Genomic DNA, 19,661 nt, shown 5'->3' with positions numbered 1-19,661 from the left:
GTGGGGCCGAGGCCGTCGCACGCCGCCGGCGCCGGGGGTCACTCCAACCAGTGCCGGCGGCCGACGCTGATCAGCCGCATCTGACGCGTCGCGTTGTCCGCCGCGCGTCGGCGCTCCCCCTCCGGCGCGTCCAGCGTCTCCAGGAACAGCGAGGCCGTGGCCAGCATCTGGTCGACGTACAGGCCCGCGAGCATCAGCAGGTCGGCCTCGCTCCAGCCCGCCGACACCGGGTCCTTGGCCAGCTCGTCCTTCACCTCCCCGGCGAACCGGGCCAGTTGCTCCCGTATCGCCTCCCGCACCGGCCGCACCCCGCCATGCCGCTCGCGCGCGACGAAACGCACGTGCGCGGGATGGGCGGCCACATGCCCGGCGATCAACTCCACCGCCCGCGCGATGCGTTCCTCACTGCCCCCGTCCGGTGACACCGTGGCCCGGATCATCGGGTGCAGGCTCCCCAGCGCCTCCTCGACCAGCGCCACGCCCAGGTCGGCCGTGGAGCGGAAGTGGCGGTAGAAGGCGGTCGGCGCGACGCCCACCGCGCGGGTGACCTCCCGCAGGCCCAGGCTGCTCAGGCTCTGGTCCTCCAGCAGTACGAGCGCCGCGTCCAGCAGTGCCTGCCGGGTCTTCTGCTTCTGGGCCTGGCGAACGCCGGAGGTGTGACTCATGCCATGCAGTTAACAACTGTTCTCTGTAATTGAAAAGCCGTGAGGCGCGCTAGACTGGGAAGTCAGTGAACAAGTGTAACTACAATCGTTCACCGAAGGTTGGGAGATCCGCTCCATGCTGTTTCTCGTCGCCGCACTCCTGCTCCTCGGCGTGGTCCTGGGCACCGTCGCCCACGCGCCGCTGACCTTCTCCGTCGCCGCCGGCCTCGTCATCGCCGTCTGGCTCGGCATCTTCGCGATCCGCGAACGGCACGGCCGCCGACGGAGCACCTCCGCCCACTGACGCACGGTCCACCGACGCACGGCAGGGAGAACACCATGCAGCTCACCGCACCGGCCGCCCGCCGGACCGGCATCCGCGACACCGACGGCATGGCCGTCGCCTCCTTCGTCCTCGGCCTGCTCGGCCTGCTCGTCCTCAACGTCTTCCTCGGCCCGATCGCCATCGCCCTGGCGAGCGTCGCCCTCCGGCGCGGCACCGCGCGCCGCGGCCGGGCCCTCCTCGGCCTCGGCCTGGGCGTCGCCGACCTGCTCGTCCTGGCGGCGTTCATGTCCGCGGACGACACGATGTCCTGGAGCCTGTGACCAAGATGTCCCGGAGCCTGTGACCGAAAGGGTCCGACGAGGCCAACCTTGGTCTGAGGCTGGGCGGCACCGCCCCGTAGAATCGGCCCCACCATGGCTTACCTCGACCACGCCGCGACGACCCCGATGCTTCCCGAGGCAGTCGAGGCACTCACCGCGCACCTGAGCGCCACCGGCAACGCCTCCTCCCTCCACGCGTCCGGCCGCCGCGCACGGCGCACCGTCGAGGAGGCCCGCGAGACCCTCGCCGAGGCCCTCGGGGCCCGGCCCAGCGAGGTGGTCCTCACCTCCGGCGGCACCGAGGCCGACAACCTCGCGGTCAAGGGCCTGTACTGGGCTCGCCGCGACGCCGACCCGGCCCGCACCCGGGTCCTGGCCAGCCCCGTCGAGCACCACGCGGTCCTCGACGCCGTCCACTGGCTCGGCGAGCACGAGGGCGCGACCGTCGAGTACCTGCCCGTCGACTCCCACGGACGCGTCCACCCCGAGGCGCTGCGCGAGGCCATCGCCCGCGACCCCGGCGACGTGGCCCTCGCCACCGTCATGTGGGCCAACAACGAGATCGGCACGATCATGCCGGTCCGTGAACTCGCCGACGTGGCCGCCGAGTTCGACGTGCCGCTGCACGCCGACGCGGTCCAGGCGATCGGTCAGCTCCCGGTCGACTTCGCCGCCTCCGGGCTCGCCGCGATGACGGTTTCCGGCCACAAGATCGGCGGCCCCTACGGCATCGGCGCGCTGCTGCTGGGCCGCGAGTACAGCCCCGTACCGGTCCTGCACGGCGGCGGCCAGGAACGCCACGTCCGCTCCGGCACCCTCGACGTCCCCGCCATCGCCTCCTTCGCGGTCGCCGGGCGCCTCGCCGCCGGGCAGCGCGAGTGGTTCGCCCGCGAGATCGGCGCCCTGCGGGACGACCTGGTCGACGCGGTCCGTACGGCGGTCCCGGACGCGATCCTCGGCGGAGACCCGGCACCGGAGGGCCGCCTCCCCGCCAACGCCCACTTCACCTTCCCGGGCTGCGAGGGCGACTCCCTCCTCCTGCTGCTCGACGCCCAGGGCATCGAGTGCTCCACCGGCTCCGCCTGCACCGCGGGCGTCGCCCAGCCCAGCCACGTCCTGCTCGCCGCCGGCACCGACCCCGACCTGGCCCGCGGCACCCTGCGCTTCTCCCTCGGCCACACCTCCACCGAGGCCGACGTCGAGGCCCTCGCCAAGGCCATCGGCCCGGCGGTGGAGCGGGCGCGGGCGGCCGGGCTGAGCTAGGGCCTGTCAACCAGGGGCTGTCGTCAGGCGCTCTTCGAGGCGCCGGGGGAGGGGGCGCTCGTCGCCGCCCGCCGCACCAGCTCCATGTACCGGTCCCAGTCCCAGTGCGGCCCCGGATCGGTGTGGTCGGTGCCCGGCACCTCCACGTGGCCGATGATGTGCTCACGGTCCAGCGGTATGTCGTACCGCGCGCAGATCCCCGCCGTCAGCCGCGCCGAGGCGGCGTACATCGCATCCGTGAAGTCCTGCGGGCGGTCCACGAAACCCTCGTGCTCGATGCCGACACTGCGCTCGTTGTAGTCGCGGTTGCCCGCGTGGTAGGCCACGTCCAGCTCGCGGATCATCTGGGTGACACGGCCGTCCTGCCCCACGATGTAGTGCGTGGCCGCCTTGTGCGCGGGGTTCTGGAACGCCTTCACCGCGCTCGCGAAGCTGCCCTGCGTGACATGGACGATCACCATGTCGACGCCGAAGTCGTCGGGCCGGTCGGCACGCCGCCAGTTCTCCTCGGACGCCGCCACCCAGCGGGCCGCCGCGTAGTCGACCGCACCCGCCTCGCGGGGCCGCTCCACCCCCGGCACGCGCCACCACAGGCGGGCCAGCTCGTCGCGCGCCAGCACGGCGGTGCCCACGGCCGCCGCGGTACCGCCGACGAGCAGCGCCCGCCGGCCGATGCGCCGGTCCCCGTCCTTGGACCCGCCACCGGATGCGCCTGTGGATTCGTGCTTCGCCCCCATGTGATCGTGAACGCATACTCGCGCGCTCCGGTTCCCGCCTCCCCGTACCCTGGAGGAGTTATGACTGACACCCCGCAGCGCACCCGTCCCCTCCGCGTCCTCGCCGCCATGTCGGGCGGAGTCGACTCCGCCGTCGCCGCCGCCCGCGCCGCCGAGGCGGGGCACGACGTGACCGGCGTCCACCTCGCGCTCTCCGCGAACCCGCAGTCCTTCCGCACCGGCGCGCGGGGCTGTTGCACCATCGAGGACTCGCGGGACGCCCGCCGCGCCGCGGACGTCATCGGCATCCCCTTCTACGTGTGGGACCTCGCCGACCGCTTCCGGGAGGACGTGGTCGAGGACTTCGTCGCCGAGTACGAGGCCGGCCGCACCCCCAACCCGTGCCTGCGCTGCAACGAGAAGATCAAGTTCGCCGCGCTGCTCGACAAGGCGCTGGCGCTCGGCTTCGACGCCGTCTGCACCGGCCACTACGCCCAGGTGATCCTCCGCGAGGACGGCACCCGCGAGCTGCACCGCGCCTCCGACATGGCCAAGGACCAGAGCTACGTCCTCGGCGTGCTCGACGACCGGCAGCTCGCCCACGCGATGTTCCCCCTCGGCGACACGGTCACCACCAAGGACGAGATCCGCGCGGAGGCCGAGCGCAGGGGGCTGGCCGTCGCCAAGAAGCCCGACTCGCACGACATCTGCTTCATCGCCGACGGCGACACCCAGGGCTTCCTGGCCGACCGCCTCGGCAAGGCCGAGGGCGACATCGTCGACGAGGCGGGCAACCGGCTCGGCACCCACGAGGGCGCCTACGGCTACACCATCGGCCAGCGCAAGGGCCTTCGGATCGGCACCCCGGCCCCCGACGGCAAGCCCCGCTACGTCCTGGACATCTCCCCGGTGGACAACACCGTCACCGTCGGCCCGGCACAGGCCCTGGACGTCGACGCCCTGCGCGCGATCAAGCCCCGCTGGTGCGGCGCCGCCCCCACCGGCCCCGGCACCTACACCGCCCAGCTCCGCGCCCACGGCGGCGAGACCGAGGTGCGCGCGGAACTGGTCGACGGTGCCCTGGAGGTGACGTTCACGGAGCCGGTGCGCGGCGTCGCCCCCGGCCAGGCGATCGTGCTGTACGACGGCACGCGCGTGGTGGGGTCGGCGACGATCGCGTCCACGACGCGCGCGACGGCGGGCGCCGCCTGACCCCAGGGGAGGAGGGCCCCGCCCAGGTCCTCCCGGCTCACCGCCCGAAGAACTCCGTCAGCACCGGCGCCAGCATTCCCGGCTCCACCATGTGGGCCTGCCCCTCGACGGTGCCGTACGTGCCGTCGGGAGCCGCCTCGGCGACCGCGCGTGCCGCGTCGTGCCACCACGTGTCGCTCGCGCCGCCCGCCAGGGCCAGCACGGGACAGCCGACGGAGGCGATCGAGGACCGGGGCACCCGGTTGTCGCCCATCACCGCGGCGTCGTGGGCCAGACTCGGCGCGACCGACTCCATGCCCGCCCACATGGGCGACTCGCGGGCGCCCCGGATCATGTCCTCGCCCAGGCCGGCCAGCCGCAGGAACAGCTCCACCGCGTCCCCGCGCCGGCCCTGCCCGAGCGCCTCGGACAACCGCTCGCGGTACTCCGCGCCCGCCCGCACCGCCGCGTCGTCCATGGCGTACGGCACCTCGTACACGGCCACGCGGCGCACCGGCAGTCCGCTCGCCGCCGCCCGGAGCACCAGCGCACCGCCCGACGAGATGCCGTACAGCGACGCCTCGCCGCCCACCGCCTCGATCAGCGCCGCCAGGTCCTCCACCTCGCGCTCCACCCCGTAGGGCTCGGTGCCGGCGCTCTCTCCGCGCCCCCGGCGGTCGTACACGGTGACGTCGAAGCGCTCCGCCAGCTCGGCGGCCAGCGGTGCCATCGTGGCGCCCGTCGACATGGCGCCGCTGACGAGCACGACCGCCGGTCCGCGCCCCGAGCGTTCGTAGGCGATCCGGGTGCCGTCACGTGAAACAGTCGTCGTCTCCATGCTTGTGCAGACTGCCGCACGGCACGCGATTCAGCGTTCAGGACACCTCGACGTCGTAGAAACAGAGGTGCCCCTCGATCTCCGCCACCTCCGGCTTCGGGTCCGGGTACGCCCAGACCAGGTCCGTCGCGTCCGGCAGCGACCAGTAGGACGCGTCCCCCTTGAAGGGGCAGTGAGTGGTCGTGGCGGACGGCGTCAGCAGGTCGGTCCGCACATCCCCGGCCGGGATGTAGTACCGGTCCGGACAGCCCGTCTCGTGCAGCACCAGCGCCGCGTCGCTCTCCGCCAGCACCTGCCCGCCGTGCACCACGCGCACGTGCCGATCGCTCGGCTCGACGGCGATGCGGTGTCCCTTGAGTCCCACGGTTGTCCTCCCGGTGGCAGTGGTGTCCGTCACTACAGCGTGCCCGCAGGCGCGGTTCTTCCCTCCTCGACCGGGCCGTACGGTGGAAGCCATGAACATCTGCGTCTTCCTCTCCGCCGCCGACCTCGACGAGCGCTACACGCGCCCCGCGCGGGAGTTCGCCGAACTGCTGGGCAAGGGCGGTCACACCCTCGTCTGGGGCGGCTCCGACGTCGGTCTGATGAAGGTCGTCGCCGACGGGGTGCAGGAGGCCGGGGGACGCCTGCTCGGGGTCTCGGTCGACTTCCTGGCGGCCAAGGCGCGCGAGGGCGCCGACGAGATGGTCGTCGCGCGGGACCTCGCCGAGCGCAAGCGGCTGCTGCTGGAGAAGGCCGACGCCGTGGTGATCATGGTGGGCGGCACCGGCACGCTGGACGAGGCCACCGAGATCCTGGAGCTGAAGAAGCACGGGCACACCGACAAGCCCGTCGTCCTGCTCAACACGGCCGGCTTCTACGACGGCCTCAAGGAGCAGTTCCGTCGCATGGAGGACGAGGGCTTCCTGCCCCGCCCCCTCACCGAGCTGGTCTTCTTCGCCGAGGAGCCGGTCGGCGCGCTCGCCTACCTGGAGGAGAGCCAGGGCATCGAGTGAGGCGCCGGTGATGCGAGCATGGCGGGCATGGCTACACATGTGATCACCGGAGCGGGCTCCGGCATCGGCGCGGCCGTCGCCCGCCGCCTGCACGAACGCGGCGACGAGATCGTGCTTCACGCGCGCGACGCGGGCCGCGCGAAGGAACTGGCGGCGGCGCTCCCCGGCGCGAGGACACTGGTCGGCGACCTGTCGGACCCCGACAAGCTCTCCTGGGCCTTCTCCCACCAGACGCTGCCCGACCGCGTGGACTCGCTGCTGCACATCGCCGGCGTCGTCGACCTCGGCCCGGTGGGCGACCTCACCCCGAAGACCTGGCGCAACCAGCTCAACGTCAACCTGGTCGCCCCCGCCGAGCTGACCCGCCTCTTCCTGCCCCAGCTCCGCGTCGCCCAGGGCCACGTGCTGTTCGTCAACTCCGGCTCCGGCCTCAACGCCCACGCCGGCTGGTCCGCGTACGCGGCGTCCAAGCACGGCCTGAAGGCCCTCGCCGACTCCCTCCGCCACGAGGAGCACGCGAACGGCGTCCGCGTCACCTCCGTCTACCCCGGCCGCACCGCCAGCCCCATGCAGGCCAAGGTCCACCGGCAGGAGGGCAAGGAGTACGACCCGGCGAAGTGGATCGACCCCGAGTCGGTCGCCACGACGATCCTCATGGCCCTGGACCTCCCGAGGGACGCGGAGGTCAACGACCTGACGGTGCGCCCGGGGCGGTGAGGCTTCGAAACGCCGGTCCGGTCCTTCCAGCCCGTCCGGCGTTTGAGGACGAGGCCGTCCAGGCCGACAGCGGGGGTCCGGGGGCGCAGCCCCCGGGGACGGGACGGGAAGGGGCGGCGGGGGCGAAAACCCCTCCCGCCACCCTGCGTACGCTTCCCCTGTGAACGACAACCCCCGCTTCGGCCCCGCCACCGGCATCGGCTCCCTGCCGGCCCAGGACGCCCGCGAGGCCGCGAAAACAAGCACCGGCACCTTCGAGGACTTCCCCTTCCTCCCCGAACTGCCCGCCCGCGGCCCCGGCGCCGACATGATCGGCCGCACCGCCGGCCTGCTCGTCGAGCTGTACGCGCGCGTGGAGCCCAGCGGCTGGCGCCTCGGCGACCGCCCCGGCCGGGACACCAAACGGGCCCGCTCCTGGCTCGGGGAGGACCTCGACGCCCTGGAGGAGTTCACCCAGGGCTACGAGGGCCCGCTCAAGGTCCAGGCCGTCGGCCCCTGGACCCTCGCCGCAGCCCTGGAACTGCGCAACGGCGAGGCCGTCCTCTCCGACGCCGGCGCCTGCCGCGACCTCGCCGCCTCGCTCGCCGAGGGCCTGCGCCTCCACCTGGCCGAGGTGCGGCGCCGCGTGCCCGGCGCCCGCGTCGTCCTCCAGCTCGACGAGCCGTCCCTCACCGCCGTACTCCGCGGTCAGGTGCGCACCGCCAGCGGCTACCGCACCCACCGCGCCGCCGACCGGCAGGTCGTCGAGTCCGCCCTCCGCGACCTCACCGCCGTCCACGCCGACGGCCCGGTCGTCGTCCACTCCTGCGCCCCCGACGTGCCCTTCGCCCTGCTGCGCCGGGCGGGCGTCGCCGGTGTCTCCTTCGACTTCTCGCTCCTCACCGAGCGTGACGACGAGGCGATCGGCGAGGCGGTCGAGGGCGGCACCCGCCTGTTCGCCGGTGTCGTCCCGGGCACGGACACCGCATTGTCAGACCCTGCCGGTAGCGTCATGGGTGTCAGAACGCTGTGGCGCAGGCTGGGGCTGCATCCGGGGCTTCTCGCGGAGGCGGTCACCGTCACGCCGTCGTGCGGACTCGCGGGCGCGTCCCCCGAGTACGCCCGCCGGGCCCTCGCCCACTGCGTCCGGGCGGCGAGATCCCTCGCGGACAACCCAGAGTAACGGGAGGACAACACGGTGGCCGGCGACAAGCAAGCGGAGACGACGAACGTGCCCGCCGAGGCGCGCGAGAAGCACGTGCAGCTCGCTGAGCAGATCGAGGAGCACCGCTTCCGGTACTACGTGAACGACGCCCCCGTCGTCAGCGACGCGGACTTCGACCGGCTGCTGCGCTCCCTGGAGGAGCTGGAGGAGCAGTACCCGGAGCTGCGCACTCCGGACTCCCCGACCCAGAAGGTCGCCGGGTCCTACGAGACGGAGTTCACGGCCGTCGAGCACCGCTCCCGCATGCTCTCCCTCGACAACACCTTCAACGACGAGGAGATGGCCGCCTGGACCGAGCGCATCGCTAAGGAGCTGGGCGAGCAGGAGTACCACTTCCTGTGCGAGCTGAAGGTCGACGGACTCGCCGTCAACCTCACCTACGAGCGCGGCCGTCTCGTCCGCGCCGCCACCCGCGGCGACGGCCGCACCGGCGAGGACATCACGCCCAACGTCCGCACCATCGCCGAGATCCCGGAGCGCCTGAAGGGCGACGAGGTCCCCGACCTGGTGGAGATCCGCGGCGAGGTCTACTTCCCGATGGAGAAGTTCCAGGAGCTCAACGCCCGGTTGAACGAGGCGGGGGACAAGCCCTTCGCCAACCCGCGCAACGCGGCGGCCGGTTCACTGCGCCAGAAGGACCCGCGCGTCACCGCCACCCGCCCGCTGCACATGGTGGTCCACGGCATCGGCGTCCTGGAGGGGTACAAGGGCATGACCCGCCTCTCCCAGGCCTACGACCTGCTCAAGACCTGGGGCCTGCCCACCTCCCCGCACAACAGGGTCGTCGACGGCCTCGACGGCGTACGCGAGTTCATCGCCCACTACGGCGAGAACCGGCACTCGGTGGCCCACGAGATCGACGGCGTCGTCGTCAAGCTCGACGAGATCCGCCTCCAGGGCCGGCTCGGCTCCACGGCCCGCGCGCCCCGCTGGGCCATCGCGTACAAGTACGCGCCGGAGGAGGTCAACACCAAGCTCGTCGACATCAAGGTCGGTGTCGGCCGCACCGGCCGCGTCACTCCGTACGCGCAGGTCGAGCCGGTCACCGTGGCCGGCAGCGAGGTGGAGTTCGCCACGCTGCACAACCAGGAGGTCGTCAAGGCCAAGGGCGTCCTCATCGGCGACACCGTGGTGCTGCGCAAGGCCGGTGACGTCATCCCGGAGATCCTCGGCCCGGTCGCCGACCTGCGTGACGGCAGCGAGCGGGAGTTCGTGATGCCGGCCGAGTGCCCCGAGTGCGGGACGCCGCTCAGGGCCATGAAGGAGGGCGACATCGACCTCCGCTGCCCCAACGCCCGAACCTGCCCGGCCCAGTTGCGCGAGCGCGTCGCGTACCTCGCCGGCCGTGAGTGCCTGGACATCGAGCACTTCGGCGGCGTCGTGGCGGCCGCGCTGACCGGGCCGCTGGAGCCGGCCGACCCGCCGCTGGTGGACGAGGGCGACCTCTTCGACCTCACCGTCGAGAAACTGCTGCCCATCAAGGCGTACGTCCTCGACCCGGACAGCGGACTGCCCAAGCGCGACCCCAAGACGGGCGAGGAGAAGATCGCCACGGTCTTCGCCAACAAGGAGGGCGAGCCGAAGAAGAACACCCTCTCCCTGCTGAAGTACATCGAGGAGGCCAGGACCCGCCCGCTGGCCCGCTTCATCAACGGCCTCTCCATCCGGTACGTCGGGCCGGTCGCCGCCCAGGCGCTGGCCCGGGAGTTCCGCTCCATCGACCGGATCGAGCAGGCCACCGAGGAGGAGCTGGCGCTCGCGGACGGAGTGGGTGGCACCATCGCCGCCGCCGTCAAGGAGTGGTTCGCCGAGGACTGGCACCGCGAGATCGTCCGCAAGTGGAAGGCGGCCGGAGTTCCGCTGGAGGAGCAGTCGACCGGCGAGGACGAGGGCCCGCGCCCGCTCGAGGGACTCACCGTCGTCGTCACCGGCACCCTGGAGAACTTCACCCGGGACGGCGCGAAGGACGCCCTGCAGAGCAGGGGAGCCAAGGTGACCGGATCGGTCTCCAAGAAGACCTCGTTCGTCGTGGTCGGTGACAACCCGGGGTCCAAATACGACAAGGCCATGCAACTGAAGGTGCCGGTTCTGAACGAGGACGGATTCACCGTCCTGCTCGACCGGGGACCCGAAGCGGCGGCCGAAGTCGCGCTTTCGGCCGAGGAATAGCGGTTGAAGGCCACCCGATCGGCGCATACCAGATGCATACGGGAGGCCGGGTCGCATTCGGGCAACCGTCGACGACCGGTGCCCCTGGAAGCCTTCCGCGGCCTACTGTTGAGGTGTGCACCTGCCGTGCCCAGCTGCGGTCGGGGCATTCCCCTGCTCCTGAGGGGCAGGGGGAAGGGTCTCCAACGCGGAGCCGTTGAGGTGGTCGAGGCGGGGGCCGCGTGGCGTGGGCACCGCCGGCTGTGAGAGGGACGGGAATGGAACCGACCGAGAGCGCCGCCGAGGGCTCACGGCTGCGCCTGCGCCGCAGGGTGGGCGCGTGGCCAGTGAGCCGGTGGCTGGGGCAGCGGGGCGGTGGCGCACCGCGCCCCGCGGCGGACGCCCGTGCCTCCGCGCCGCCGCCCGGCCCCGGCCGGGCGTGGTCGGCCGACGGCCCCGGCCCGGCGTCCCATGTCCCCGGGCACGGCTCCGCACCGTCGCGTCCCGGCCACGCCCCGGCGCTCACCGGCCCCGACCCGGACGGCGAACGGCACCTGTCCTGGCCCGCGTTGCCCTCGGCGGTCGTCGCGGCCGCCGCCTTCGTGTTGGGCGCGGGCTTCTACCGGGCGTTCACCGGCGGCCACGCGCTCTTCCCGTCCGGCACCGCCGGCTGGTCGTTGGCCGTGCTGACCGGCATCGTCGTCGGCCACCTGGTCATGCTCGGCCGCTCCCGCTGGTGGGGCGGCACCGGCTCCGGCGCCGCCCTCACTCTCGCCGTCCTGCTGCTGTACGGCTGGGTTCCGGCCGGCATGGTCAGCCTCACCGTCGTCGTCCTGGTCGGCATAGCCCGGCGGGGCCGCTGGCGGCACGGCGTCCTGCACGGCGCGGTGGACATCCTCGGCATCGCCGCGGGGGCGACGCTGCTCGGTGTCTGCGGCTCCGTGCCGTCCGTGGAGGAACCCTGGGACCCGAACACCTGGGGGGTGTACGCGGCGCCCAAGGTGGTGCTCGTCGCCGTCGCCTACCTCGCCGTCACCAGAGCCCTGCTGTGGTACCTGCAGACGCCGCGCGCCGGCCTGCCGACCGCCGCCCGCACCGCCCTGGTCAGACAGGGCCTGGTCGCCGTGGCGCTGCTCGGCATCGCCCCGCTGGTCTGCGTGGTGGCCGTCGCCAAGCCGCTGCTGCTGCCGCTGTTCGCCATTCCGCTGATCGCCCTCGACTACACCCTGTGGATCGCCCGCGCCCGAGCCGAGGAGCAACTGCGCGACCCGCTCACCGGCCTGCCCAACCGGCAGTGGCTGCTGGAGCGCACCTGGACCGCGCTGGACGACGCCGAGCGCATCGGCGCCCGCGCCGCCCTGATGCTGATCGACCTCGACCGTTTCCGTTCGGTCAACGACACCCTCGGACACCTCGCCGGCGACCGGCTGCTGCTGCAGACCGCCGACCGGCTGCGGCAGGCGCTGCCGCGCGGGGCGGAGGCCGCGCGGCTCGGCGGCGACGAGTTCGCCGTCTTACTGCCCGTCGCCGACTCGACCACGTCGGCGACCCGGATCGCCCGGGGGCTGGTCGGCGCGCTCAGCTCTCCGATGGACCTGGACGGGCTCACCCTCGTCCTGGAGGCCAGCGCCGGTGTCGCCGTCTTCCCCGACCACGCGCTGGACGCCGAGGGACTGCTGCGCCGCGCGGACGTGGCGATGTACCAGGCGAAGCGGGACCGTACGGGCGTGGAGGTCTACGAGTCCAAGCGGGATTCCAACACCCCGGACCGGCTCGGCCTGCTCGGCGACCTGCGCCGTGCCCTGGACGCCCACGAGGTGCAACTGCACTACCAGCCCAAGGTCCGCTTCGACGGACACGTGGCCGGTCTGGAGGCGCTGGTGCGCTGGGTGCACCCGGAGCGGGGCAAGGTGCCGCCGGACGAGTTCATAGCGATCGCCGAGTCGTCCGGGCTGATGCCCCACCTCACCGAGTACGTACTGGAGACGGCGCTCGAACAGGTCGCCCGCTGGCGCTCCCAGGGCCTGTTCGTGCCGGTCGCGGTCAACGTCTCCCCGCGCGACGTGCACACTCCCGGCTTCGCCGGCTCGGTCGCCGCCCGGCTGGCCCGGCACGGCGTTCCCGCGGGAGCGCTCCAACTCGAGATCACCGAGCACGTCCTCCTGGAGGACCCGCAGCGCGCCGCCGACACCCTCAACGCCCTGACCGGGCACGGCGTCAAGATGTCCCTGGACGACTTCGGCACCGGCTACTCCTCCCTGGTCCACCTGCGCCGCCTCCCGGTCAGCGAGCTGAAGATCGACCGCTCGTTCGTGGCCCGGCTGGCCATCGACAACGAGGACGCCGAGATCGTGCGCTGCACCGTCGACCTCGCGCACTCCCTCGGCCTGCTGGTCGTCGCCGAGGGCGTGGAGGACGACGAGACCTGGGAACGCCTGCGCGACCTCGGCTGCGACGCCGTACAGGGCTGGCTGGTCGCCGCCGCGATGCCGCCGGAGGAGACCACCGCCTGGCTGCTGGCCCGTGGCGCCCGCGGCTGGCAGCGCCCCGCCGCCGCGCTCCCCGCGGCGGCGGGGGACGACCCGGGCCGGGTCGGCTGACGTTCCGGCGCGGAGCGCCGCAGAGCCGACGTGGGGGAAACCGTTTCACGGGCACGGGGCGCCGCCCCATAGGATTGGGCCAAACCGACTTGCCAAAGCCGATTTGCCCCAACCACACACTCACCCCAGAGGAACGCTGCATGCCTGGCATCACGCGCGAGGAGGTCGCCCACCTCGCCCGGCTGGCGCGTCTGGAGCTGAAGCCCGAAGAGCTCGAGCACTTCGCGGGACAGCTGGACGACATCATCGGCGCGGTCGCCCGCGTCAGTGAGGTCGCCGACCAAGACGTACCGCCGACCTCGCACCCGCTCCCGCTGACGAACGTCATGCGGCCGGACGAGGTCCGTCCGTCGCTCACGCCCGAGCAGGCGCTCTCCGGCGCCCCGGCCCAGGAGCAGCAGCGTTTCAAGGTGCCGCAGATCCTGGGGGAGGAGTAACCGCCATGAGCGACATCATCAAGCTCACCGCGGCCGAGATCGCCGCGAAGATCGCCTCCGGCGAGCTGACGGCCGTCGAGGTCACCGAGGCCCACCTGGCCCGCATCGAGGCCGTCGACGAGAAGGTGCACGCCTTCCTGCACGTCGACCGCGAGGGCGCCCTCGCCCAGGCCCGCGCCGTGGACGCCAAGCGCGAGCGCGGCGAGAAGCTCGGCCCGCTGGCCGGCGTGCCGCTCGCGCTCAAGGACATCTTCACCACCGAGGGCGTGCCCACGACCGTCGGCTCGAAGATCCTCGAAGGCTGGATCCCGCCGTACGACGCGACCGTCACCAAGCGTCTCAAGGACGCCGACGTCGTCATCCTCGGCAAGACCAACATGGACGAGTTCGCCATGGGGTCCTCGACGGAGAACAGCGCGTACGGCCCGACCGGCAACCCGTGGGACCTCACCAAGATCCCCGGCGGTTCCGGCGGCGGCTCCTCCGCCGCGCTCGCCGCCTTCCAGGCGCCGCTCGCCATCGGCACCGACACCGGCGGCTCCATCCGCCAGCCCGCGGCCGTCACCGGCACCGTCGGCGTCAAGCCGACGTACGGCGGTGTCTCGCGCTACGGCATGGTGGCCTTCTCCTCCTCCCTCGACCAGGGCGGCCCCTGCGCCCGCACGGTCCTGGACGCGGCCCTGCTGCACGAGGTGATCGCCGGGCACGACCCGATGGACTCCACCTCCATCGACGCCCCCGTCCCCGCCGTCGTCGAGGCCGCCCGCAACGGCAGCGTGCAGGGCATGCGCGTCGGCGTCGTCAAGCAGTTCCGCGGCGAGGGCTACCAGGCCGGCGTCGTCCAGCGCTTCGACGAGTCCGTCGAGCTGCTGAAGTCGCTGGGCGCCGAGATCGTCGAGCTGGACTGCCCGTCCTTCGACCTCGCGCTCTCCGCGTACTACCTGATCGCGCCCTCCGAGTGCTCCTCCAACCTCGCCCGCTTCGACGGCCTGCGCTACGGCCTCCGTACCGGCGACGACGGCACGCACTCCGCCGAGGAGGTCACCTCCCTGACCCGCGAGGCCGGCTTCGGCCCCGAGGTCAAGCGCCGCGTCATGCTCGGCACGTACGCCCTGAGCTCGGGCTACTACGACGCGTACTACGGCAGCGCCCAGAAGGTCCGTACGCTCATCACCCGCGACTTCGAGAAGGCCTTCGAGCAGGTCGACGTGATCGTCTCCCCGACGACCCCGACCACCGCCTTCGCGATCGGCGAGCGCGCCGACGACCCGATGGCGATGTACCTGGCCGACCTGTGCACCATCCCCACCAACCTGGCGGGCAACGCGGCCATGTCGCTGCCCTGCGGCCTCGCGCCGGAGGACAACCTGCCGGTGGGTCTGCAGATCATCGCCCCCGCCATGAAGGACGACCGGCTCTACAAGGTCGGCGCCGCCGTCGAGGCCGCCTTCGTGGAAAAGTGGGGCCACCCGCTGATCGAGGAGGCACCGTCGCTGTGAGCGCACTGTCCAAGGCCAAGGGCTTCAAGAAGTCCAAGTCCGGTACGTACATGTCCATGGCCGCCACCGCGTTCGGCGCGATCGGCGTCGCCAAGCAGATCAAGAAGGCCCGCGTGGAGAACGACACGCTGCGCCTCGCCGACGCCGTCGTCACCGCGGCCGGCGTCGTCACCGGCCTCGCCCTGCTCTACCGCGAGCTGAAGCGCCTGGGCGACGACGACGTCCTGCTGGGCTGAGAGGGAAGTTACACCGTGACCACCACGACCGACCTGGTGTCGTACGAGGACGCGCTGGCGTCGTACGACCCCGTCATGGGCCTCGAGGTCCATGTCGAACTCGGCACCAAGACCAAGATGTTCTGCGGCTGTTCGACCGCGCTCGGCGCCGACCCGAACACCCAGACCTGCCCCGTCTGCCTCGGCATGCCCGGCGCGCTCCCGGTCGTCAACGCGACCGGCGTCGAGTCGGCCATCAAGATCGGACTCGCGCTGAACTGCGAGATCGCCGAGTGGTGCCGCTTCGCCCGGAAGAACTACTTCTATCCGGACATGCCGAAGAACTTCCAGACCTCCCAGTACGACGAGCCGATCGCCTTCGACGGCTACCTCGACGTGCAGCTGGAGGACGGGGAGACCTTCCGCGTCCAGATCGAGCGCGCCCACATGGAGGAGGACACCGGCAAGTCGCTGCACGTCGGTGGCGCGACGGGCCGTATCCACGGCGCCTCGCACTCCCTCCTCGACTACAACCGCGCCGGCATCCCGCTCATCGAGATCGTCACCAAGCCGATCGAGGGAGCGGGCGAGCGCGCCCCCGAGGTCGCCCGCGCCTACGTCCGTGAGCTGCGCGAGCTCATCCGTGCCCTCGGCGTCTCCGAGGCCCGCATGGAGATGGGCCAGATGCGCTGCGACGTGAACCTGTCGCTGCGCCCGAACGGCACCGAGAAGTTCGGCACCCGCAGCGAGACGAAGAACGTCAACTCGCTGCGCTCCGTCGAGCGCGCGGCCCGCTTCGAGATCCAGCGCCACGCGGCGGTGCTGGGCGGCGGCGGCACGATCATCCAGGAGACCCGCCACTTCCACGAGGACACGGGGTCCACGACCTCCGGCCGCGTGAAGGAGGAGGCGGAGGACTACCGGTACTTCCCGGAGCCCGACCTGGTGCCGGTGGCCCCGTCCCGCGAGTGGGTCGAGGAGATCCGTTCCGCGCTGCCCGAGCTGCCGCTGGTGCGCCGCAGCCGGCTCCGCGAGGAGTGGGGCATCTCGGGCACCGACATGCAGTCGATCCTCAACGCCGGCGCGCTGGACCCGATCGTCGCCACGATCGACGCCGGCGCCGACGCGGCCTCCGCCCGCAAGTGGTGGATGGGCGAGCTGGCCCGCAGCGCCAACGAGTCGGGCAAGGCGCTCGACGAGCTGGCGATCACGCCGGTCCAGGTGGCCCGTGTCGCCGAGCTCGTCACCAAGGGCGACCTGAACGACAAGCTGGCCCGCCAGGTCATCCTGGGCGTCCTCGCCGGTGAGGGCACGCCGGACGAGGTCGTCGACAAGCGCGGCCTGAAGGTCGTCTCCGACGAGGGCGCGCTCACCACCGCCGTCGACGAGGCCATCGCCGGCAACCCGGCCATCGCCGACAAGATCCGCGGCGGCAAGGTGGCCGCGGCCGGCGCCCTGGTCGGCGCCGTCATGAAGGCGACCCGGGGGCAGGCGGACGCGGCCCGCGTCAAGGAGCTGATCCTGGAGAAGCTGGGCGTCGCAGAAGGCTGAGCACCGCTGCACCGCTGCACCGCTGCACCGAGGCCCTGGGGAACGTGTCATCACGACGAGTTCCCCAGGGCCTCAGTTGTGAATAAGCCCACTAAGTACGCAAACGATCACTTCCGCCTGAAAGAGTGATTTCGCATTGCTCATGCGTTCTTTGCGGGCGGTTCACACCAAGGAAGACTGTTCCCGGTCAAAGATCCACAATCAGACACCTGGGAGCACGTTCGTGGCAGCCCTCGCACGCTGGTGTGTTCGACGTCGTCTCGTCACTGTCCTGCTCTGGCTCCTCGCCTTCGGCGGGGTCGCCGCGGCCGCCGGCGTCGCGGGGTCGGCGTACTCCAACGACTACGGCGTGCCCGGCACCGACTCCGACCGTGCCTCCCGGCTGCTCACCTCCGGCTTCCCCGGCCTCGGCGGCGACAGCGACACGATCGTCTGGCACACGACGACCGACACCGTGCGCGCCACCGGCGTCGAACAGGCCATGACCCGCACCCTGGACCGCATCGCGGACCTCCCGGGCGTGGCCTCGGTGACCAACCCCTACGACGACGCCGACTCGCCGCGGATCAGCGAGAACGCCCACACCGCCTACGCCTCGGTCACCTTCGAGGACGCCTCCCAGGACATCGACCCGGCCGAGGCGCGGGCCGTCGTGGACACCGCGAAGGCGGCCGAGACCGACGGGCTCCAGGTCGAGCTGGGCGGCAGCGCCGTCGCGCTGACCGAGGCGCCGGACGGCCACCTCGCCGAGGCCGTCGGCGTGGCCGTCGCCGCCGTCGTCCTCTTCCTCGCCTTCGGCTCCCTTGCCGCCTCCCTGCTGCCCATCGCCACCGCGCTGGTCTCCGTCGGCACCGCCTACGCCGGCATCACCCTGCTCGGCCACGCCATGACCGTCGCCGACTTCGCGCCCATGCTGGGCACCCTCATCGGACTCGGCGTCGGCATCGACTACGCGCTGTTCATCGTCACCAGACACCGGCGCGGACTGAAGCGCGGCCTCTCCGTCGCCGAGGCCGCCGAGAACGCCGTCGCGACCACCGGACGGGCGGTCGCCTTCGCGGGTGCCACCGTTTGCATCGCGCTGCTGGGCATGCTGATCCTCCGGCTCAGCTTCCTCAACGGCGTGGCCATCGCCGCCTCGCTCACCGTCGTCCTCACCGTCGCCGCCTCCGTGACGCTGCTGCCCGCGCTGCTGTCGTACATCGGCCCGCGCGCCCTGAGCCGGCGCGAGCGGCGCCGGCTCGCGGAGCACGGGCCCGAGCCCGAGCTGCCGACCGGGTTCGCCGCCCGCTGGTCGGCGTTCGTGGAGCGCCACCCCAAGCTGCTCGGCGCCCTCGCGCTCGTCGTCATCACCGTCCTCGCGCTGCCCACCCTCGGCCTGCGCCTGGGCACCTCCGACCAGGGCAACGATCCCAAGGGCAGCACCACCCGCCAGGCCTACGACCTCCTCGCCGAAGGCTTCGGCCCCGGGGTGAACGGCCCCCTCACCCTGGTCACCGAGGTCGGCGGCGCCGAGGACCGGCTCGCCCTGGACAACCTCGACGCCGACCTGCGCACCACCGAGGGCGTCTCCTCGGTGACCCCGGTGGCCTACAACTCGGGCGGCGACACCGCGTACCTCACCGTCGTCCCCGAGTCCTCCCCGCAGTCGCCGGACACCAGCGAACTCGTCGAGCGGCTGCGCTCCGAGGTGCTGCCGCGCGCCGAGAACGGCACCGCCCTCGACGTGCACGTCGGCGGCGTGACGGCCGGCTACGACGACTTCGCCGACGTCATCGTCGGCAAGCTGCCCCTCTTCGTCGGCGTCGTCGTGGGCCTCGGCTGCCTGCTGCTCCTGCTCGCCTTCCGCTCGGTCGGCATCCCGGTCAAGGCCGCCGCGATGAACGTCGCCGCCGTCGCCGCGTCCTTCGGAGTCGTCGTGGCGATCTTCCAGTGGGGCTGGGGGAGCGAGCTGCTGGGCCTGGGCAGCGCCGGCCCGATCGAACCCTTCCTCCCCGTGATCATGGTCTCGGTGCTCTTCGGCCTCTCCATGGACTACCAGGTCTTCCTGGTCAGCCGGATGTACGAGGAGTGGCTGGAGACCGGCGACAACCGCCGCGCCGTCCGGGTCGGCCTCGCCGAGACCAGCCGCGTGATCAACTCCGCGGCGGTCATCATGATCTCGGTGTTCCTCGCCTTCGTCCTCAGCGGCGACCGGGTCATCGCCATGTTCGGCATCGCGCTCGCCGCAGCCGTCGCCCTGGACGCCTTCGTCCTGCGCACCCTCCTGGTGCCCGCCCTCATGCACCTGCTCGGCGGCGCCAACTGGTGGCTGCCGCGCCGCCTGGACAGGCTCCTGCCCCGCATCAGCATCGAGCCGCCCGAGTGCCGTGTCGCCCATGAGAGGCTGGCCGCGGCGACGGACGCCGAGGTGGCGGACGTCCTTGCGGAGGAGGAGCGACACCGGGATGTACGCGATACCACTGGGTGACGACGGAGCCGAACTGCGCCCCCTGGAGACCTGGCACGCCGAGGAGTTCCTGGCCCACCTGGACCGGGGCAGGGAGTTCATCACCCAGCACATCCCCTTCGGCGCGAAGGCCACCGACGTGGCCTCCGCCCGGGAGATCCTCCAGGCCTACGCCGACCGGCACGCCGCCGACAGCGGCTTCCTGCACGGACTGTGGCTGGACGGCAAGCTCGTCGGCGGACTGCTCTACCGGGTCTTCGACGCCGCCACCGGCGTCTGCGAGATCGGCTGCTGGCTGGAGCCCGCCGGAACGGGCCGGGGCCTGGTCACACGCGGTGCCCGGGTCCTGATCGACTGGGCGTTCGACGAGCGCGGCATGCACCGCGTGGAGTGGCACGCCTCGTCCGCCAACACCCCGAGTGTCAACGCCGCCCGGCGACTCGGCATGATGCGTGAGGGCGTGCTGCGCGAAAGCTCCCTGCACCGGGGTGTCCGCCAGGACATCGAGGTGTGGGCGGTACTCGCGCCCGAGTGGCGGGCGGCACGTGAGGCACGCGCGCGTGCCGCTCAAAAGGATCATTAAGGGAC

General features: G+C 72.2%; 19 protein-coding genes. 15 read left to right on the top strand and 4 right to left on the bottom strand.

The window, feature by feature from the left end:
* Positions 1-38 precede the first annotated feature (38 nt).
* Positions 39-665, bottom strand: coding sequence for a TetR family transcriptional regulator (locus KUM03_RS10810; protein ID WP_217246809.1), 627 nt, complete (start codon positions 663-665; stop codon positions 39-41).
* Between the two features lie 115 nt (positions 666-780).
* On the opposite strand from KUM03_RS10810, the gene KUM03_RS10805 reads away from it, so the two are divergent.
* The 3 genes from KUM03_RS10805 (at position 781) to KUM03_RS10795 (ending at position 2,513) form a co-directional block, all read left to right on the top strand.
* A complete protein-coding gene (locus KUM03_RS10805; protein WP_217246808.1) occupies positions 781-948 on the top strand; it encodes a hypothetical protein in 168 nt (55 codons plus the stop codon).
* Positions 949-983: 35 nt separating this feature from the next.
* Positions 984-1,250 (top strand): DUF4190 domain-containing protein, encoded by a 267-nt coding sequence (locus KUM03_RS10800; RefSeq protein ID WP_217246807.1) that lies wholly within the window; start codon positions 984-986, stop codon positions 1,248-1,250.
* Positions 1,251-1,343: 93 nt separating this feature from the next.
* Positions 1,344-2,513 (top strand): cysteine desulfurase family protein, encoded by a 1,170-nt coding sequence (locus KUM03_RS10795; protein ID WP_217246806.1) that lies wholly within the window; start codon positions 1,344-1,346, stop codon positions 2,511-2,513.
* A 23-nt stretch (positions 2,514-2,536) separates the two neighbouring features.
* Here the strand turns inward: KUM03_RS10795 and KUM03_RS10790 are convergent, their stop codons facing one another.
* On the bottom strand, positions 2,537-3,250 hold the full coding sequence (locus KUM03_RS10790; protein ID WP_217246805.1) for an N-acetylmuramoyl-L-alanine amidase: 714 nt from the start codon (positions 3,248-3,250) through the stop codon (positions 2,537-2,539).
* A gap of 60 nt (positions 3,251-3,310) precedes the next feature.
* Between KUM03_RS10790 and mnmA the strand changes: the two genes are divergently transcribed.
* On the top strand, positions 3,311-4,441 hold the full coding sequence (mnmA, locus tag KUM03_RS10785) for a tRNA 2-thiouridine(34) synthase MnmA (protein WP_217246804.1): 1,131 nt from the start codon (positions 3,311-3,313) through the stop codon (positions 4,439-4,441).
* Positions 4,442-4,478: 37 nt separating this feature from the next.
* Here mnmA and KUM03_RS10780 read toward each other — a convergent pair whose 3' ends face one another.
* Complete coding sequence (locus tag KUM03_RS10780) at positions 4,479-5,258, bottom strand: alpha/beta fold hydrolase (RefSeq protein WP_217246803.1); 780 nt, start codon at positions 5,256-5,258, stop codon at positions 4,479-4,481.
* Between the two features lie 37 nt (positions 5,259-5,295).
* Complete coding sequence (locus KUM03_RS10775; RefSeq protein WP_308406290.1) at positions 5,296-5,622, bottom strand: DUF427 domain-containing protein; 327 nt, start codon at positions 5,620-5,622, stop codon at positions 5,296-5,298.
* A gap of 91 nt (positions 5,623-5,713) precedes the next feature.
* Between KUM03_RS10775 and KUM03_RS10770 the strand changes: the two genes are divergently transcribed.
* From KUM03_RS10770 to KUM03_RS10720, 11 genes are all read left to right on the top strand, one after another.
* Positions 5,714-6,253, top strand: coding sequence for a TIGR00730 family Rossman fold protein (locus KUM03_RS10770; protein ID WP_217246801.1), 540 nt, complete (start codon positions 5,714-5,716; stop codon positions 6,251-6,253).
* A gap of 27 nt (positions 6,254-6,280) precedes the next feature.
* Positions 6,281-6,970: an SDR family oxidoreductase gene (locus tag KUM03_RS10765; protein ID WP_217246800.1), complete on the top strand. Its 690-nt coding sequence runs from the start codon at positions 6,281-6,283 to the stop codon at positions 6,968-6,970.
* A gap of 160 nt (positions 6,971-7,130) precedes the next feature.
* Positions 7,131-8,132 carry a methionine synthase gene (locus KUM03_RS10760; protein WP_217246799.1) on the top strand — a complete coding sequence of 334 codons (1,002 nt, stop codon included), beginning with the start codon at positions 7,131-7,133 and terminating at the stop codon, positions 8,130-8,132.
* A gap of 15 nt (positions 8,133-8,147) precedes the next feature.
* Positions 8,148-10,343, top strand: coding sequence for an NAD-dependent DNA ligase LigA (ligA, locus tag KUM03_RS10755; protein ID WP_217246798.1), 2,196 nt, complete (start codon positions 8,148-8,150; stop codon positions 10,341-10,343).
* Between the two features lie 257 nt (positions 10,344-10,600).
* Positions 10,601-12,922: a bifunctional diguanylate cyclase/phosphodiesterase gene (locus KUM03_RS10750; RefSeq protein ID WP_217246797.1), complete on the top strand. Its 2,322-nt coding sequence runs from the start codon at positions 10,601-10,603 to the stop codon at positions 12,920-12,922.
* A gap of 140 nt (positions 12,923-13,062) precedes the next feature.
* The gene (gene gatC, locus KUM03_RS10745) at positions 13,063-13,359 is read left to right on the top strand and encodes an Asp-tRNA(Asn)/Glu-tRNA(Gln) amidotransferase subunit GatC (RefSeq protein WP_003973500.1); all 297 of its coding nucleotides are present in this window, start codon (positions 13,063-13,065) and stop codon (positions 13,357-13,359) included.
* Positions 13,360-13,364: 5 nt separating this feature from the next.
* Positions 13,365-14,858: an Asp-tRNA(Asn)/Glu-tRNA(Gln) amidotransferase subunit GatA gene (gatA, locus tag KUM03_RS10740; RefSeq protein WP_217246796.1), complete on the top strand. Its 1,494-nt coding sequence runs from the start codon at positions 13,365-13,367 to the stop codon at positions 14,856-14,858.
* Positions 14,855-15,094: a hypothetical protein gene (locus tag KUM03_RS10735; protein WP_073731658.1), complete on the top strand. Its 240-nt coding sequence runs from the start codon at positions 14,855-14,857 to the stop codon at positions 15,092-15,094. The genes gatA and KUM03_RS10735 overlap by 4 nt, the downstream gene beginning before the upstream one ends.
* Before the next feature lie 15 nt (positions 15,095-15,109).
* Positions 15,110-16,624, top strand: a complete 1,515-nt coding sequence (gatB, locus tag KUM03_RS10730; protein ID WP_217246795.1) for an Asp-tRNA(Asn)/Glu-tRNA(Gln) amidotransferase subunit GatB — start codon at positions 15,110-15,112, stop codon at positions 16,622-16,624.
* 223 nt (positions 16,625-16,847) lie between these two features.
* A complete protein-coding gene (locus tag KUM03_RS10725) occupies positions 16,848-19,094 on the top strand; it encodes an MMPL family transporter (protein WP_217246794.1) in 2,247 nt (748 codons plus the stop codon).
* Positions 19,072-19,656, top strand: a complete 585-nt coding sequence (locus KUM03_RS10720) for a GNAT family N-acetyltransferase (protein ID WP_217246793.1) — start codon at positions 19,072-19,074, stop codon at positions 19,654-19,656. Before KUM03_RS10725 ends, KUM03_RS10720 begins: the two co-directional genes overlap by 23 nt.
* Positions 19,657-19,661: the final 5 nt, after the last annotated feature.

This window comes from Streptomyces sp. AC602_WCS936 (assembly GCF_019049125.1).
Lineage (GTDB): Bacteria > Actinomycetota > Actinomycetes > Streptomycetales > Streptomycetaceae > Streptomyces.
Note: the sequence above shows the minus strand (reverse complement) of the source record. Positions and strands in the feature narration are given on the sequence as shown.

What these genes read in the sequence shown, in the direction of transcription:
- KUM03_RS10810 (WP_217246809.1), bottom strand. Translation starts at nt 665, where the DNA reads ATGAGTCACACCTCCGGCGTTCGCCAGGCCCAGAAGCAGAAGACCCGG.
- KUM03_RS10805 (WP_217246808.1), top strand. Translation starts at nt 781, where the DNA reads ATGCTGTTTCTCGTCGCCGCACTCCTGCTCCTCGGCGTGGTCCTGGGC.
- KUM03_RS10800 (WP_217246807.1), top strand. Translation starts at nt 984, where the DNA reads ATGCAGCTCACCGCACCGGCCGCCCGCCGGACCGGCATCCGCGACACC.
- KUM03_RS10795 (WP_217246806.1), top strand. Translation starts at nt 1,344, where the DNA reads ATGGCTTACCTCGACCACGCCGCGACGACCCCGATGCTTCCCGAGGCA.
- KUM03_RS10790 (WP_217246805.1), bottom strand. Translation starts at nt 3,250, where the DNA reads ATGGGGGCGAAGCACGAATCCACAGGCGCATCCGGTGGCGGGTCCAAG.
- mnmA (WP_217246804.1), top strand. Translation starts at nt 3,311, where the DNA reads ATGACTGACACCCCGCAGCGCACCCGTCCCCTCCGCGTCCTCGCCGCC.
- KUM03_RS10780 (WP_217246803.1), bottom strand. Translation starts at nt 5,258, where the DNA reads ATGGAGACGACGACTGTTTCACGTGACGGCACCCGGATCGCCTACGAA.
- KUM03_RS10770 (WP_217246801.1), top strand. Translation starts at nt 5,714, where the DNA reads ATGAACATCTGCGTCTTCCTCTCCGCCGCCGACCTCGACGAGCGCTAC.
- KUM03_RS10765 (WP_217246800.1), top strand. Translation starts at nt 6,281, where the DNA reads ATGGCTACACATGTGATCACCGGAGCGGGCTCCGGCATCGGCGCGGCC.
- KUM03_RS10750 (WP_217246797.1), top strand. Translation starts at nt 10,601, where the DNA reads ATGGAACCGACCGAGAGCGCCGCCGAGGGCTCACGGCTGCGCCTGCGC.
- gatC (WP_003973500.1), top strand. Translation starts at nt 13,063, where the DNA reads ATGCCTGGCATCACGCGCGAGGAGGTCGCCCACCTCGCCCGGCTGGCG.
- gatA (WP_217246796.1), top strand. Translation starts at nt 13,365, where the DNA reads ATGAGCGACATCATCAAGCTCACCGCGGCCGAGATCGCCGCGAAGATC.
- KUM03_RS10720 (WP_217246793.1), top strand. Translation starts at nt 19,072, where the DNA reads ATGTACGCGATACCACTGGGTGACGACGGAGCCGAACTGCGCCCCCTG.